Source organism: Kitasatospora humi, assembly GCF_020907985.1.
GTDB classification, from domain to species: domain Bacteria; phylum Actinomycetota; class Actinomycetes; order Streptomycetales; family Streptomycetaceae; genus Kitasatospora; species Kitasatospora humi.
In genome coordinates, this window is sequence record NZ_JAJJPA010000003.1 from 67,694 (window position 1) to 82,218 (window position 14,525).

19 protein-coding genes are annotated in these 14,525 nt (G+C 69.8%); 13 read left to right on the plus strand and 6 right to left on the minus strand.

Annotation, left to right across the window (positions count from 1 at the left end):
* The first annotated feature begins 301 nt into the window (after positions 1–301).
* The 3 genes from malQ (at position 302) to LN042_RS04390 (ending at position 3,305) form a co-directional block, all read left to right on the plus strand.
* Positions 302–2,500, plus strand: a complete 2,199-nt coding sequence (gene malQ, locus LN042_RS04380; RefSeq protein ID WP_372495670.1) for a 4-alpha-glucanotransferase — start codon at positions 302–304, stop codon at positions 2,498–2,500.
* Positions 2,501–2,521: 21 nt separating this feature from the next.
* Entirely contained in the window at positions 2,522–2,761 is a 240-nt protein-coding gene (locus LN042_RS04385) for a hypothetical protein (protein WP_443667696.1), read from the plus strand.
* Between the two features lie 76 nt (positions 2,762–2,837).
* The gene (locus tag LN042_RS04390) at positions 2,838–3,305 is read left to right on the plus strand and encodes a GNAT family N-acetyltransferase (protein ID WP_230048588.1); all 468 of its coding nucleotides are present in this window, start codon (positions 2,838–2,840) and stop codon (positions 3,303–3,305) included.
* Positions 3,306–3,318: 13 nt separating this feature from the next.
* Here the strand turns inward: LN042_RS04390 and LN042_RS04395 are convergent, their stop codons facing one another.
* Positions 3,319–3,990, minus strand: a complete 672-nt coding sequence (locus tag LN042_RS04395) for a VIT1/CCC1 transporter family protein (protein ID WP_230048986.1) — start codon at positions 3,988–3,990, stop codon at positions 3,319–3,321.
* A 239-nt stretch (positions 3,991–4,229) separates the two neighbouring features.
* Positions 4,230–4,742 carry an ATP-binding protein gene (locus LN042_RS04400; protein WP_230048590.1) on the minus strand — a complete coding sequence of 171 codons (513 nt, stop codon included), beginning with the start codon at positions 4,740–4,742 and terminating at the stop codon, positions 4,230–4,232.
* Positions 4,743–5,058: 316 nt separating this feature from the next.
* On the opposite strand from LN042_RS04400, the gene LN042_RS04405 reads away from it, so the two are divergent.
* Together LN042_RS04405 and LN042_RS04410 are read left to right on the plus strand one after the other, a co-directional pair.
* A complete protein-coding gene (locus tag LN042_RS04405) occupies positions 5,059–5,910 on the plus strand; it encodes a helix-turn-helix domain-containing protein (protein ID WP_230048592.1) in 852 nt (283 codons plus the stop codon).
* The gene (locus LN042_RS04410; protein WP_230048594.1) at positions 5,907–6,128 is read left to right on the plus strand and encodes a DUF397 domain-containing protein; all 222 of its coding nucleotides are present in this window, start codon (positions 5,907–5,909) and stop codon (positions 6,126–6,128) included. The genes LN042_RS04405 and LN042_RS04410 overlap by 4 nt, the downstream gene beginning before the upstream one ends.
* 320 nt (positions 6,129–6,448) lie before the next feature.
* On the opposite strand, the gene LN042_RS04415 is transcribed toward LN042_RS04410, so the two are convergent.
* The 4 genes from LN042_RS04415 to LN042_RS04430 all read right to left on the minus strand — a co-directional run bounded on the left by LN042_RS04415 (position 6,449) and on the right by LN042_RS04430 (position 9,412).
* A complete protein-coding gene (locus LN042_RS04415) occupies positions 6,449–7,573 on the minus strand; it encodes an NAD(P)/FAD-dependent oxidoreductase (RefSeq protein WP_230048596.1) in 1,125 nt (374 codons plus the stop codon).
* A gap of 146 nt (positions 7,574–7,719) precedes the next feature.
* Positions 7,720–8,244 carry an FAD:protein FMN transferase gene (locus LN042_RS04420; protein WP_372495671.1) on the minus strand — a complete coding sequence of 175 codons (525 nt, stop codon included), beginning with the start codon at positions 8,242–8,244 and terminating at the stop codon, positions 7,720–7,722.
* Positions 8,142–8,825 (minus strand): hypothetical protein, encoded by a 684-nt coding sequence (locus tag LN042_RS04425; protein WP_230048598.1) that lies wholly within the window; start codon positions 8,823–8,825, stop codon positions 8,142–8,144. Before LN042_RS04425 ends, LN042_RS04420 begins: the two co-directional genes overlap by 103 nt.
* A 56-nt stretch (positions 8,826–8,881) precedes the next feature.
* Entirely contained in the window at positions 8,882–9,412 is a 531-nt protein-coding gene (locus LN042_RS04430) for an ATP-binding protein (protein ID WP_230048600.1), read from the minus strand.
* A gap of 276 nt (positions 9,413–9,688) precedes the next feature.
* Here LN042_RS04430 and LN042_RS04435 point away from each other — a divergent pair, with 276 nt between their 5' ends.
* The 8 genes from LN042_RS04435 to LN042_RS04470 all read left to right on the plus strand — a co-directional run bounded on the left by LN042_RS04435 (position 9,689) and on the right by LN042_RS04470 (position 14,490).
* Positions 9,689–10,576 carry a helix-turn-helix domain-containing protein gene (locus LN042_RS04435; protein WP_230048602.1) on the plus strand — a complete coding sequence of 296 codons (888 nt, stop codon included), beginning with the start codon at positions 9,689–9,691 and terminating at the stop codon, positions 10,574–10,576.
* A 31-nt stretch (positions 10,577–10,607) separates the two neighbouring features.
* Complete coding sequence (locus LN042_RS04440) at positions 10,608–10,829, plus strand: DUF397 domain-containing protein (protein WP_230048604.1); 222 nt, start codon at positions 10,608–10,610, stop codon at positions 10,827–10,829.
* A 166-nt stretch (positions 10,830–10,995) separates the two neighbouring features.
* Positions 10,996–11,211, plus strand: coding sequence for a DUF397 domain-containing protein (locus tag LN042_RS04445; RefSeq protein ID WP_230048606.1), 216 nt, complete (start codon positions 10,996–10,998; stop codon positions 11,209–11,211).
* Between the two features lie 200 nt (positions 11,212–11,411).
* Positions 11,412–11,669, plus strand: coding sequence for a hypothetical protein (locus tag LN042_RS04450; RefSeq protein WP_230048608.1), 258 nt, complete (start codon positions 11,412–11,414; stop codon positions 11,667–11,669).
* Positions 11,659–12,165, plus strand: coding sequence for a DUF6879 family protein (locus LN042_RS04455; protein ID WP_230048610.1), 507 nt, complete (start codon positions 11,659–11,661; stop codon positions 12,163–12,165). Before LN042_RS04450 ends, LN042_RS04455 begins: the two co-directional genes overlap by 11 nt.
* Before the next feature lie 22 nt (positions 12,166–12,187).
* Complete coding sequence (locus LN042_RS04460) at positions 12,188–13,039, plus strand: helix-turn-helix domain-containing protein (protein ID WP_230048612.1); 852 nt, start codon at positions 12,188–12,190, stop codon at positions 13,037–13,039.
* A gap of 251 nt (positions 13,040–13,290) precedes the next feature.
* A complete protein-coding gene (locus LN042_RS04465) occupies positions 13,291–13,725 on the plus strand; it encodes a glycine-rich domain-containing protein (protein ID WP_230048614.1) in 435 nt (144 codons plus the stop codon).
* Between the two features lie 123 nt (positions 13,726–13,848).
* Positions 13,849–14,490, plus strand: a complete 642-nt coding sequence (locus LN042_RS04470) for a class I SAM-dependent methyltransferase (protein WP_230048616.1) — start codon at positions 13,849–13,851, stop codon at positions 14,488–14,490.
* The last annotated feature ends 35 nt before the right edge of the window (positions 14,491–14,525 follow it).

Genomic DNA, 14,525 nt, shown 5'->3' on the forward strand with positions numbered 1-14,525 from the left:
TTGCGGCCGGGGGCAGTCGGCCGTATCGGGGGTGGTCGACGAGCATGCGCGTCCTGCCGAAGGCCCCCGCCGCCCTTCTCGGACCACGCGGCCAAAGCCCACCAGTTTCGACGCGTCAGTGTCAATGTGACCTGCTGTGATGACCGTTTCATCCGAATTTGCCCAAACGGCGCGCACGTGCCGCAGGCATGTGTGCAAGCGGGCATTGTGCGCGCGGTCGGCGCGCCGCGGCGGATGGCGGCCGGACGCCCCGGGTAGGAGTGGATCCTGACTGCCCTTCGAGTTCTGGTAGGAGACCGCGTTGGCCGCGTACCACGACCGTTCCGACGAGAACCGTGACGAATCACCGGGTGCGGCCGGCGCCGACCCGGCGGCCCCGGACGCCCCGAGCGCCCGGCTGGTCGCACTCGCCCACCACCACGGTGTGGACGCCAGCTACGACCCCGGCGACGGCCGGCACGTCCAGGTGCCCGCGGCCACCCTGATCGCGGTGCTGGCCGCGCTCGGCGTGGACGCGACCAGCCCGGAGGCGGTCGAACAGGCCCTCGCCGAGCGCCGCGCCGCGCAGGCCGCCCGGCTGCTGCCGCCCACCCTGGTGGTTCGGGCCGGCCGCCGCAGCGCGCTGGACGTGCCCGCCGCCGCCCGGCTGACCATCGAGCTGGAGGACGGCGGCCAGTGGGAGGTGCCGCCCGGCCGGTCGCACTGGCTGCCCGCCGACCTGCCGCTGGGCCGGCACACCCTACGGCTGGAGCTGGCCGACCGCACCGAGTCCGCCACCCTGATCGTGGCCCCGCAGCGACTCGAACCGCTGCCCGGACGCGGCTGGGGATTCCTCGCCCAGCTCTACTCGGTGCTCTCCGAACGCTCCTGGGGCATCGGCGACCTGGGTGACCTGACCGAACTCGCCCAGTGGTCGGGGGCGGCGCTGGGCGCCGACTTCCTGCAGATCAACCCGCTGCACGCGGCGCTGCCCACGCTGCCCTCCGACCCCTCGCCCTACCGCCCGTCCAGCCGGCGCTTCGCCGATCCGGTCCACCTGCGGATCGAGGCGGTGCCCGAGTTCGCCCGCGTCCAGCCCGCCGACCGGGCCCGACTGGACGAACTGGCCGAGCGGGCCGGGCGGTTGCGCGCGGAGGTGCTCGACCACGACGGACTGATCGACCGGGACGCGGTCTGGGCGGTCAAGCGCGAGGCCCTGGAACTGCTGCACACCGTGCCGCGCGGACCCGGCCGGGACGCCGCCTACCAGGCGTTCGTCCGCCGCGAGGGCGACTGGCTCGACCGGTACGCCACCTGGTGCGCGCTCGCCGAGGAGCACGGCGGCGACTGGCAGCACTGGCCGACCGGTCTGCGCCATCCGGGCAACCCCCAGGTCGCCGCCGCCCGTGCCGAACTCGCCGACCGGGTGGAGTTCCACCGCTGGCTGACCTGGCTGCTGGACGAGCAACTCGGCCGCGCCCAGCAGGGCGCGCTGGACGCCGGGATGGCGATCGGCCTGATCCACGACCTGGCGATCGGCGTCCACCCCGGCGGCGCCGACGCCTGGGCGCTGCAGGACTACCTGGCGAGCGGCATCTCGGTCGGTGCCCCGCCGGACGCCTTCAACGCGCACGGCCAGGACTGGGGTCTGCCCCCGTGGCGCCCGGACGCACTCGCCGCGGCCGGCTACGCACCGCTGGCCGAACTGTTGCGGGCCGCCGCCCGGCACGCCGGGGCGATCCGGATGGACCACGTGATGGGCCTGTTCCGGCTCTGGTGGGTGCCGGCCGGCCGCCCGCCGACCGAGGGCACCTATGTCCGCTACGACGCCGAGGCGATGCTCGGTGTGCTCGCCCTGGAGGCGCACCGGGCCGGCACCGCGGTGATCGGCGAGGACCTGGGCACCGTGGAGCCCGGGGTGCGCGAACAGCTGGCCGCCCGCGGGGTGCTCGGCACCTCGGTGCTCTGGTTCGAGCGGGACTGGGCCGGCGAGCTCGGCCCCAAGGGCGCGCCGCTGGACCCCAAGCGCTGGCGGGCCGGCTGCCTGGCCACGCTCACCACCCACGACCTGCCCAGCACCGCCGCCCGGCTGTCCGGCGAGCACGTCGTGCTCCGCCACCAACTCGGCCTGCTGGCCCGCCCGCTGGCCGAGGAACAGGAGCTTGCCGCAGCCGAACTGGCTGACTGGCGGGACGAGTTGATCAGAATCGGGATGCTGCCCGAGGGTGCCGAGCTGGACCAGGCCGCGCTCTACGACTTCCTGCTGGCCACCCCGGCCGAGCTGGTCGGGGTCTGGCTGCCGGACATGGTCGGCGACCCGCGCCCGCAGAACCTGCCCGGCACCTGGGACCAGTACCCGAACTGGCGGCTGCCGGTGGCCGACGGTGCGGGCGTCCCGGTCACCCTGGAGCGGCTGGCCGGCGCGCCGGGCCCGCGCGCCACCGCCGACCGGCTGACCCCCCGGTTGGCCGCCGACCGGCCCGGACCCGGAAGGCCGACCCCGCCGCGCGGCGCCCGATAAGGGGCCGGTACCTTGGGGAACGTGGACAAGAGGAACGCTTTGCGCGCTGGTGCGGTCTCCGCAGCGGCCACGCTGATGATGCTGCTGTCGTCGCCCGCCTTCGCCCTGACCAGGGACGACGGTGACGACCCGGGCAACGGTCTGTCCGTCGCGCAGACCCTCGGCCTGTACGTGGCCATCCCGGTCGTCTCGTTCCTGGTGATCACCGGCCTGGTCCTGCTGGGCACCCGCAACAGCAGCAAGGGCAAGACCACCCGCTGAGTCGCTCAGCTGCCGGCGCCCCCGTTCGCGAGGAATTCGCGGGCGGGGGCGCCGGGTCGTGTGCCACGGTGGGGCGATGAGCAGTGATTCCCTGATCCGGGTCCGGCCGGCCCGCCCGACCGAGGCCGCCGAGCTCACCGCACTGGTGCTGCGCTCCAAGCGGCACTGGGGGTACGACGAAGCCTTCATGGCCGCCGTCCGGGCCGAACTCACCGTGACACCCGGGCAACTCGTCCCCGGGCGCGCCCTGGTCGCCGACCGGGACGGCGTCCTGCTCGGCTTCGGCCGGTTGGCCGGGACGGCACCGGAGGGCGAACTGGAGATGCTCTTCGTCGAACCGACCGTGATCGGCCAGGGCGTCGGCAAGCGCCTCTACCACCAGCTGCTGGAGCTGGCCCGGTCAGCGGGCTTCACCTCGCTGACCATCGACGCCGACCCCAACGCGGCCGACTTCTACACCGCGCAGGGCGCGGTGCGCACCGGCGAGACGCCGTCCGGCTCGATTCCCGGCCGGATGCTGCCGCTCCTCACGGTGCGGCTCTGATCAGATCCCCGAGTCAGATCCCCGAGCGCCCGATCAGCGAGCCCGCCGCATAGGTGATCGCCATCGCCAGTCCGCCGCCCGCCACGTTCCGCAGCACCGACGGCCGCACCGGCGAGTCGCCCAGCCGGGCGCCCACCCAGCCGGTGATCATCAGCGCGCAGAGCACCGCCACCACGGTCACCGGCACCCGCAGCGCGACCGGCGGCAGCACGATCGCCAGCAGCGGCAGCAGTGCGCCCACCGTGAAGGCCAGGCAGCTGGCCCCGGCGGCGTGCCAGGGGTTGGAGATCTGCTCGGGGTCGATGCCCAGCTCCACCCTGGCGTGCGCGCTCAGCGCGTCCTGGGCGGTGAGCTGCTCGGCGACCTCGCGGGCCACCTCCTCGGTCAGCCCGCGCTGCGCCAACAAGCCGGTCAGCTCCCTCAGTTCGGCATCGGGTTGCTCGGCCAACTCGCGCTCCTCCACGGCCAGCGCGGCCCGCTCCGAGTCCCGCTGGGCGCTCACCGAGACGTACTCGCCGGAGGCCATCGACAGCGCTCCGGCCAGCAGCCCGGCCAGGGCTGCGGCGAGCAGCGCGGTCGACGAGCTGGTGGCGCCGGCCACCCCGACCACCAGCCCCGCCGTCGACACGATCCCGTCGTTGGCGCCCAGCACCCCGGCCCGCAGCCAGTTCAGCCGGGTGCTCAGGCCGCCCTCGGCGGCCGGCTGATGCGGCTCGTGCGGGTGGCCGCTCGGGGGCCTCTGCGGGGTGTCGTCCACGCTTCAGTGTCGGCACGCCCCCGGCCGATCAGGTGATCATCAGCCCGGCGTGTCGTCCGTACCGCGCTGCGCCGCGGCCGGGTCGGTCAGGTAGCGGGGCAGGCCCGGCGTGCCCAGACGGGTGCCGTCGGGGAGCACGGCGAGGGCCTCGTAGCCGGGCAGGCCGGTCAGCCAGTGTCGCTGCCCGCTCCGGCGGCAGCGACAGAGGTCCGCGGTGCGTCGCAGCGCCGAGCCTCCCGGGCATTGGCCGTCACATCACTGTCCGGCTCCGGGAGGGCAGTGCGCGCGACCAGCTCGAACCATGTGGTGCGCGCCCCTTCCGGGCTGAACACCACCCCGAAGTCGGACGACAACTCGGCGATGATTTCCAGCCCTCGCCCGTGCTCGTCCTCCTCGCCCGGTTTGGGTTGCCGTGCTGCCCCTGTTCCCGGATCGGTCACCTCGGTCCGCACTCGCACGCCGTCCATCAGCCGCACGGCGATGGTGAGTTCTTCGTCGTCGCGCGCCGGATCGCAGCCGTGCAGCAGTCCGTTGGTCGCAGCCTCGGAGACCATGAGCAGCAGGTCGGCGATCTGCTCCGACCCCAGCAACTCCCGGGATTCCATGGCCTGTCGGAGCCGATGACGGACCTCGCCGATCGCCTCGGGCTCGGCCGGAGCGGTGAGTTCAATCGCGGACATCAGATGACCTCCAAGTGCCGCATCGGCGACGAGCCGGGCGGCGAGAGGGTGGGGCCGGACTGCGGGATTCGAGCTCCTGACGGCGAATCAAGTACCGGCCAGCGTGCAGTCGTGAGGAACCACGCCGACTTGAGTGACAGTCGGCGAGCGGTTCGTCACAGGCAGCATGGAGTAGATGCCAAGATCAAAGCAACTCATTCGTCAAGGTGTGCATATATGCGAATTAGAACGCCGATCGGCTGCGTACACTCCCGATTGCTGGTGGCGCGTACGCCTGCCCGGCGGGCAGACTGTTCAACTACAGGAAGGGCAGGGGATGGCTCACTCGACACTGCGCCGGCGCCAACTCGGGAACGTGTTGCGCAGATTGCGCGAGGGGAAGAGTCTGACCGCCGAGCAGGTCGCCGACGTGCTCGGCTGGAGCCAGACCAAGGTGACCCGGATCGAGAATGCCCAGGTCGCCGCCAAGGTCGCCGATGTGATCCGACTCCTTGACCACTACGAAGTCTCGGACGAGAGCTCCAGGACCCACCTGGTAGAGATCACCAAGGACGGCGCCAGCCGCCGGGGTTGGTGGCTCGGCTACAGCGACGCGCTCAACTCAGTCGCGTTCGACATGGTCCGCCTGGAGGCCGATGCCTCCAAGATCGAGACATACGAACCCGCCTACGTCCCCGGCCTGTGCCAGACGCCTGATTACGCGCGCCTCGTCATCGAGCGCCTGGGCGGTGGCATGGGCGGCACCATCGAGGACCAGGTTGCCGTACGGATGGCACGACAAGCCGTGTTGACCCGCCCCAACCCGGTCAACCTCTACGCGATCATCCATGAGTCCGCGCTGCTCGCCAACCGCTCCCGCCCCGACATCATGGGCCCGCAGCTGGACAAACTGCTCCTCCTCAACCGGCAGCCCAACGTCACCACCCTGGTCATGCCGTCCAGCGCATCCATCCACCCGGGCATGGGTGGCGCGATGGCCATCTACGGCTTCACCCACCGTCCCGAATTCGACGTCGTCCTGATCGAAGGCCTGATGAGCAGTCTGTTCGTCGAGGACGCGGACGGAGTCGACCGCTACCGGGCGAGCTTCCGGGACATCACGTCCGAGGCCATGACGAAGGACGATTCGCTCGCCTTCATCACCGCACAGAGAGACAAGATCGCGTGAACCACTACCCCGACGCCGCCGCCACCGGGCTGGCCTTCCGCAAGTCCAGCTACAGCGGGGGCAATGAGAACTGCGTCGAGTGCGCGGCCGATGGGACCACCGGCGTCGCAGTCCGGGACTCCAAGAACCCGCACGGCCCCGCCCTCCGCTTTACGGGTGCCGCCTTCGCCGCTTTCACCAGTGCCCTCACTGGCAGCGAGCTGACGACCGCGCACTGATCCGTAACTGCGATGCGGCCGGCGAACGCCGAGGCCCCGGGTACCTGAGGCACCCGCGGCCCGGCGAATCGCAGGGTGGGTCTACGCCGTAAGGCCGGATCGTGGTCGATGGCTTGCAGACTGCTCGGAGGCCGGCGAGGAGGCCGGCGAGGAGGCCGGCCAGGGCGACGACGAGGCATTCCGACGGCTCCGGCAGCCGGTACGGCTCTCCGCCTTTCCGTCGCGTCCAGCCGTCCGATGTGCGGCATGACGGGGTTGGCAACAGCCCTGCGAGCCGATCGGCGGTTGGGCATTGGGCTGGCCAGCGCCAGCCTGGGCCGTCACGGGGAGAAACGCTCCGGGCGGAAGTCCGCAAGCGTCTGATCTCTCTTCCCGCTGAGGATCTCCGCAGCGAGCAGCGTGCCGATGACCGGCCCGAGTGTGATCCCGCTGTGGGCAACGGCCTCGTAGTAGCCCGGCACAGACGGTACCGCTCCCACCGACGGGAACCCGTCGGCTGGGATGGGTCGGTTGGATACCCGTGTCCGGGTGGTGCGGGAGTTGCCGAGCTCGGGAACGACGCGTCGTGCCGATTCCTGGAGCAACCGGGCAAGCTCCGCCGGATCTTTGCCGGTGTCGATGAGCGCATCGATCTCGCGGCTGTGGAGGACCACCGAGGCGTCTCCGTCAGGACGGATCTCGATGTGAGGTGCGTGCATGGGGCGGTGGACCGGGACGCGATCACAGCCGATCCGCGTGACGACGCCGGGTTCCCAGCGCATCGGCAGGTGCCGTGCGACGAGCCCGGCGATGTGGGAGGCGCCAGGGCCCGCGGCATTCACGACGATGTCCACGTCCAGACGGCTCCCATCGGACAGAGCCACAGTCCGAACACCTCCGTCGGCACGGGTGCCGATGTCACGGACCGCGGTGCCGAACCGGTGCTCGGCGCCCGCAGCGACAGCCAGGTCGACCAGCCGGCCGACAAGATGACGCCCGTGCACCCAGGCTTCGTCGAGATAGAACGCGACCGGAACCTCGTTGGGCAAGGTGAGAGCAGGTTCGAGGCGGCGGCGCACCTCGGCCCCCGTGAGCAGCTCGACCCGGTAGTCCCAGTCGGCTAGCAGCGCCGCTGTTTCCAGGAGCTTCGTCTCCGCCGCGGGGTCGTCTGCCCAGCGCAGGTGGCCACGGGGATACCACCACGAGTCCGGCCCGATGGTCCTGGCGAGCTCGTGGTACGCCTCCATGCTCGCGACGTTGAGGTCGAAGTAGGACCTGCTCACGGTCTTGTTGCTGGCGTTGACCCAGGAGAAGGACCAGTTGGTGACGCCTTCGCCCGGCTGGCCCGCGTCGAGGAAGACCACCTTGACGCCGTGCCGGGTCAGGTTCCAGCCCACGCTGGCCCCGAGGATGCCCACCCCGATGACAGCAACACGTTCGGGCTGGCCACTGGATCCGATCCGCACGAAAGAGCCATCCCCAGATCACGGGCATGTCAACCTCCCGCCCCTGGCACGCCAAGCGGCACAGCGAGCCGGCGCGCCGCCGGCTCAGCCGGATGCTCTAGCCATTGCCGCGCGGCTCGTGCGGACGCCGCGCCGGCGGGTCACCGCTACGCCGTCGGGGCGGCCAGGTAGCGGGGGAGGCCGTGGGTGCCCAGGCGGGTGCCGTCGGGGAGGACGGCGAGGGCCTCGTGGCCGGGCAGGGCGGTCAGCCAGGGGAGGGCGCGGCGCGGGCCCATGGCGAAGGCGGCGGTGGCGTAGGCGTCGGTGCGGGCCAGGTCGGTGCCGATCACGTTGAGTGAGAGCAATTCAGTGGCCGGGCGGCCGGTGCGCGGATCGATGATGTGCGCGCCGCGTTCGGCGGTGCCGGAGGTGGCGACCGCGAAGTCACCCTCGGCGCTGAGCACCGCGACCAGGTGGTCAGGGCGCTGCGGGTCGGCGACTCCCACCCTCCCCCAGCCTTGGGCCGGGGGTACCCCCATAGGCCGCCCGGGTGCCGCCTGGCCCCGGGCCTGCACGTCGCCGCCGCCGGTCACCGTGTGGTCGGTCGTTCCCGCCGCGGCGGTTCGGTGACGTCCTCGTCTGGTCGGCTGACGCACAGGCACAACGTGTACCGGCCTCTGCAGCCCTTCCACACGGCGGCGTGGACGCGCACCCGGCCCGGGGCGTCGACGAATGCGGCCGCGGTGGCGAAGACCTCCCATGCTCTGGTCCCGGTGAACGCCACAGTGGCGTCCAGCAGGACCGTGATCTCACCGGAGGCCGAACTGCTCGGCGTCGCACGCAGCGCGGCACGGGCCTGCGCCACGTCGTGGGCCAGTGCCGCTGTCCGCTCCGGCGGCAGCGACAGGGATCCGTGGTGCGTTGAACCGCCGAGCTCCCCGGGCATTTCGGGGTCAACGGCGATGTCTGCCCAGGCGGTGAGGACGGTCAGCTCACACTGGCCACTGTCGGACCGCTCAGCCCAGCTGACCCCGTTGATCTCGCAGTGGCCGGCCTGGCCGAAGTAGTCGCTCGCGAGCTGGAAGACGGCCGCCGGCGTCTCGGCCGTGAAGGTCGGTGTGATCCGCGCGTCGATACCGACCGTGCAATCGGTTCGTACCCCGTCTCGCGGCAACTGCGACAGCGTGTCGCCTGCCAGCTCCAGGGCGCCGGTCAGGTCGCGGAGTTGGCCCGGCAGCAGGGGCAGCGCAGCGAATGGAATCGTGCTGTTCAAGGAGAGACCTCGATTCGTACGAGTCGGCCCGGAGTCGCCCCGGGCCGCCTGAAGGGTCAGGCCGCACGCCGCGCAGATGCGCGGCGGTTCTGGGTGGGGACGGCTTTGGGCGGCGCCTCCAGCAGGTAGCCCTCTACTGCCCCGCGACCAGCTGTCGCGTCGCCGTCGGTCGGATCCGGGAGCGCGGCGCGCGCCGGCAGCTCGAACCAGGTAGTGCGCGCCCCCTCCTCGCCGTACACCGCACCATAGGCGGACGACAGCTCGGCGATGATCTGCAGCCCGCGCCCGTGCTCGTCCTCCTCCCCGGGCTCGGGCTTCTGCGCGGTCCCGGTTCCCGGATCGGTCACCTCGACCCGTACCCGCGCGCCATCCACCAGTCGTACGGCGACGGTGAGTTGCTCGTCGTCGCGGGCCTGATCGCAACCGTGCCGCAGTCCGTTGGTCGCGGCCTCGGAGACCATGACCAGCAGGTCGGCGATCTGCTCTTGGTTCAGCAACTCCTGGGCTTCCAAGACGTATCGGAGCCGCTGGCGGACCTCGCGGATCGCCTCGGGCCTGGCCGGGAGCATGAGAACAACCGCATGCATGACTTACCTCCAAGTGCCGCAAGCGGCATGCAGGAGCGGTACGAAGAGCGGCTGGCGGGCAGTGGCAGGGCAGTGCGCCACGCCAGGCCAAGCCGCGCGAAAATGATCACCATTCGTGATCATGCGATCACTATTGGTGTGCATGCGCCTACCATCCCGCATTCTCAGAGCTAATGCAAGTCTGCTGAACGGCACATGTGCTGAAGAGAACTGACGTTCCATGGCTACCGTGCTGCACACTTGACGTGACATCAGGTGAACGACAGGAGCCGACAGATGCCACGTAATCGGGTCGCCGCACGGAAGGATGTGCCGTTCCTACGGCAGATCCTCGGGACCAAGCTCCGGCGCTTGCGCGAGGAGGCCGGTCTGAGCCTCGAGGAGGTCGCCAAAATCCTCGACCTCAACCGTTTCACCGTCCTGCGGCACGAGTCCGGCGAGACACTGGTCAAGGTGAACGACGCCATCGCCTACAGCAAGGTCTACGGCGTAGATGGCAACGAAGTGCTGGTCAAGCAGCTGACCGACCTTGCCCGCCAGGGCAAGCAGCGCGGTTGGTGGACTGCCGTGGGCGCCAACCTCCACCCGGCATTCTCGTACCTCGTGGAGGCCGAGCTGCTGGCGCGCGACGGCGAGATTCGCACCTGGGAACCGCTGATCGTGCCGGGCGTGCTCCAGACCGAGGCCTACACCACCGAGCTGCTCGCGCGCCGCCAACATCTGTGGGAGCAGCAGAACCCGCTGCCGCTGGCCGAGGGTGTCGCCACCCGCGCAGCCCGCAAGGAGCAGCTGCTGGGCGGCGACCAGCCGACCAAGCTGTGGGCGATCATAGGAGAAGCGGCGATCCGCATGCCGGTCGGTAGCGCACAGGTGATGCAGGACCAGCTCCGGCACCTGCTCGAACTGTCGGAGCAGCCCAACATCAAGCTGCAGATTCTGCCGTTCTCCACCGGCGTGCACGTCGGCACTGCTGGCCCGTTCATCCTCTTCAACTTCGGCGGGGCGCCGGTCGACGGGGTGGTGTACTACGAAAACAGCCTCAGTTTCTCGGACGACGAGGACACCCTGAAGCGGCATACCGAGCAGTTCGATCTCCTCCGGGCCCAGGCGAAATCCGTGCCCGACTCTCGGTCATACTTGCAGGAAGCCCTCGCCAACCACTGAGAGTTGGCTGGCCCCCGGCGAAAGGATGACCATGCGCAACGCCCTTGACCAGGGTGCCCGCAGCTGGCGCAAGGCCAGCTGCAGCGGCGACCAGAATGGTGCTTGCATCGAGGTCGGCATCCGGCCCGACGGCGCTGTCTCGGTCCGCGACACCAAGGACTACAAGCTCGGCCCGGTCCTGGGCGGCTTCACGTTGGAGTCCTGGAGCAGCTTCGTCGCCGGCGTCAAGAACGGCGACCTGGCCGACCACTGACCGGACAGCAGTATCGTTAGGCCCCCGGCGCCCGCCCACCGCCGGGGTCGCACTGCCGACCGCGCGCCCCCAAGTCCGGCCTTCCGCACCCGAATACCGCACCCGGTGGGCATACTCGGCATGGGTCCTCGCACCCCGCTCACGAGCCGAGCCACGGAGGTTCGCCATGCCCAACGCCCTTGCTCACGAAGCCGTCGCCTTCCGCAAGTCCAGCTACAGCGGAGGCAATGAGGAATGCGTCGAGTGCGCGGCCGATGGGACCACCGGCGTCGCAGTCCGGGACTCCAAGAACCCGCACGGCCCCGCCCTCCGCTTCACCGGCACCGCGTTCGCCGCGTTCACCAGTGCCCTCACAGGCAGCGAGCTGGCTGCTGCGCACTAATCCGCAGCTGTGATGCGGCTCCCGAATGCGGAGGCCCCGGGTGTCTGCTTCTGACGAAGCCCCTCCGTCTAGCGCATCGAGTGCTGGCCGGAGGCTTCGTCGTTTCCCATCGCAATGACTCAACACGCTCTTGACGATCCGCCAGGTCGGCGAAAGCGTGTCCCGCAAGCGCGTGCAACCGACATGTACGGGAGGGCACCATGACGCTACGGTTCTTGGGGATCTGGCCGAACACCCCCGACAATGGCTCGCCGACCATCTGGTTGGAGGAGGAGACCGGCGACCTGCTCATCCAGTCCTACAAGGCCAGCGCGGAGGACATCCGCCAGGCTCGGGAGGTGGGCTCCGTCCCCGGCCACACCACCGACATCCCCGACCACGAGTTCATGATCCGCCTGCCCGCCAACATGATCCAGTTCATCCCCCGGCCCGACGACAAGGACCCCAATGTTTCTTGAGGCCCTAGCCCACGCGCAGCACTCCGCGGTGCACCTGGAGATGCGCGACTCCTACATGCTGGACGACCCCGGGTTCATCCGCTGGCAGGAGGGTTACCGCATCGACCGGGAAGACCGGGCCTCATGGTGGCGGCCGTGGTGCGACACAGTGGCCGGGGCCGTCAGCCGGGGCGTAGAGATCCGCCGTGCCCGGATCGTCTCGGAGCCGGTGCACGACTACATCAAGTACGAGTACGACGTGACGTTTCCGAACGTCGCGGCCGGCGAGCAGGTCCGGTGGCTGCCCCGCCGAAACACCACAGACATCGCGCTTCCGGGCGTGGACTTCTGGCTGTTCGATGGCCAGGTGGCCCTGTTCAACCACTTCACCGGGGATGGGCAGTGGGCCGACCCGGACATGGAGACGACCACTGACCCGGCCGTGGCGACGCTGTGCGGCTCGGCTTTCGAATCGGTGTGGGCCCGCGCCACCGACCACGAGCTGTACAAGATCTGAACGCCCACCGGACCGCCAGCTCATGCCCTCCTCCCGGTCCTCCAGTGCTCAGGCCGCCCGCAAGGCCGTCGCGGACCGTCTCCGCGAGCTGATGCTGGACGCCGGGCTCCAAGGGCAGGAGCTGGCGGCCCTGTGCGGTTGGAACGCCGCCAAGACCAGCCGCATCATCAACGCGAAGACTGGGCCGTCCGACGCCGACATCCGAGCCTGGTGTACTGCCTGCGGTGCCGACGACCAGGCCGCAGACCTCATCGCCCGCAGCCGCCAGGCCGATGCCATGTTCCTGGAATGGCGGCGTATGGAGCGCAACGGGCTGCGCGCCGCCCAGGAATCCGTGCGCCCCCTTTACGAGCGCACCCAGCGGTTTCGCGCGTACGCCCCGTGGCTTCTCCCCGGGCTCGTGCAGACCCGCGAGTACACCACCGCCATCCTGTCCGCGATCCGTGACCGCCGCGGCTTGGTCGACGACGTACCGGGCGCCGTGGAGGAGCGGATGGCCCGCCAGCACGTCCTCCACGGCGGCGGCCATCGGTTCGTCCTGCTGGTCGAGGAGAGCGTCCTCCGCAACGGGCTCGGCGGACCCGAGGTCATGCGCGAACAACTCCACCATCTGCTGGCCGTCGGCCGGCTGCCGGCCGTCAGCTTGGGTGTGATCCCGTTCCGGCCCGATCGTGAGAGGGCGTGGCCGGTCGAAGGGTTCTGGATCTACGACACGGAACAGGTCAGCGTCGAGCTGGTCTCCGGCTACCTGACCATCACCCAGCCGACCGAAATCGCCATATACGGCCGCGTTTTCGCGGAGCTTGGTGAGCTGGCGGTCCACGGCATGAAGGCCCGTCAGTTGATCAACGCTGCACTGGATTCTCTCGGCTAAATCTGCAATCAGCTGCAAGTACGTTGAGTGGCCAGATGGTTACTCACTACCGTCGTTGATGCCACCCGGTGCGAGGGCAGACCGATCCCCCTCGGCATCGGTGGAAGCGCACCACTCGCCGTCCTCGCCTTCGAGATCGAGCGGGTCTGACTCGGCCCTGCCAGCGGGGCTGCCGTCCCCCAAGACTCCGCCGTGCACTGACGCGGCGGTGAGCACCACCCAGCAATCCGACTCGACAATCGGAGGGCACAGTGGCAACACCGACCATCACCCGCAACCCCCGCAACTACGTGACCCCGGAGGTGTGGGACCGGGAGATCGCGCTCCTCATCCGGGACCACCACACCTGGGACACCGTCATGGCCGAGCGCGTGTTCGGCCAGGCTATCGCCTACCTCATCACCGCCATGCAGTCCGGCACGCCGGGCCTCGGGTGCGGCGAACTGGTCGACGAGGGCGTGCACCAGCTCATCCTCGACACCAAGATCTACAGGGAGTTCTGCGACCAGCACTACGGCCAGTTCCTCGACCACATCCCGTTCATCGAGCGCAAGTGCGACGGGTCGGTGATGCGCACCGCCGAAGCCATCGCGGCCTTCGGGTTCGAGATCGACGTGGCCCTGTGGGAGAAGGACGCCACGAACTGCACCCCGTGTTCCTCGCGGACGCAGAGCGGCTGCCACTGAGCGAGTGAACCGGAGGCCGGCACCATTCCAGGTGCCGGCCTCCGCATGCCCAGATTTCCACCCAACTCGCCCGAAAATACCGCGAATTGGCGATCAAGGGACCGCATGAGTAGCGTCCTGCCCATGGACCTTCTGACCTACTGGAACCGCTACGCCGAGGCCCCGATCACCGTGGAGGAGTCCCGGGAGCGCGGGTTCGGATGGACGCAGTACGACCGCCACGGACCGGCAGAGGAACTGCTGGGACAGCCGGAGACCTCCCTGGAACTAGGCTGCGGAACAGGCGATATGACCGCCTACCTCGCCCGCAAGAACGTCCGCGCCGTCGGTGTCGACATCTCCCCGGTCCAGATCGAGCACTGCCGCCAGCGGTGGCCCCAGGACGGTGCCGAGTTCGTGTGCTCGGATGTCCTGACCTACCTCGCTGGCACCACCCAGAAGTGGGACGCGATCTTCTCCAACTGGGGCGCATTGTGGTTCACCGATCCCCGCGCGTGGCTGGAGCCGGTCCGCGACCACCTGACCGACAACGGCGTCCTGGTGTTCTCGTGCGCCCCTCCGGTGGAAGGCTGCTACGGCGCCCAGGGGATGTACGGTAACGGCTTCCGGGGCCGGGTGCTGCCCGTCCAGCGCTGGGCGTACTCGCCGGAAATGTGGGAGGGCGTCCTGCGCAACGTCGGCTTCCTGGAGGTCTATGCCAAGGTGCTGGAGGCCCCCGAGCCGGACAACCTGGGAACGCTGATCGTTCAGGCGTGGGCGCGATAGTACCGACCAACCGGAGCGGGCATGGAGAGAAGCAG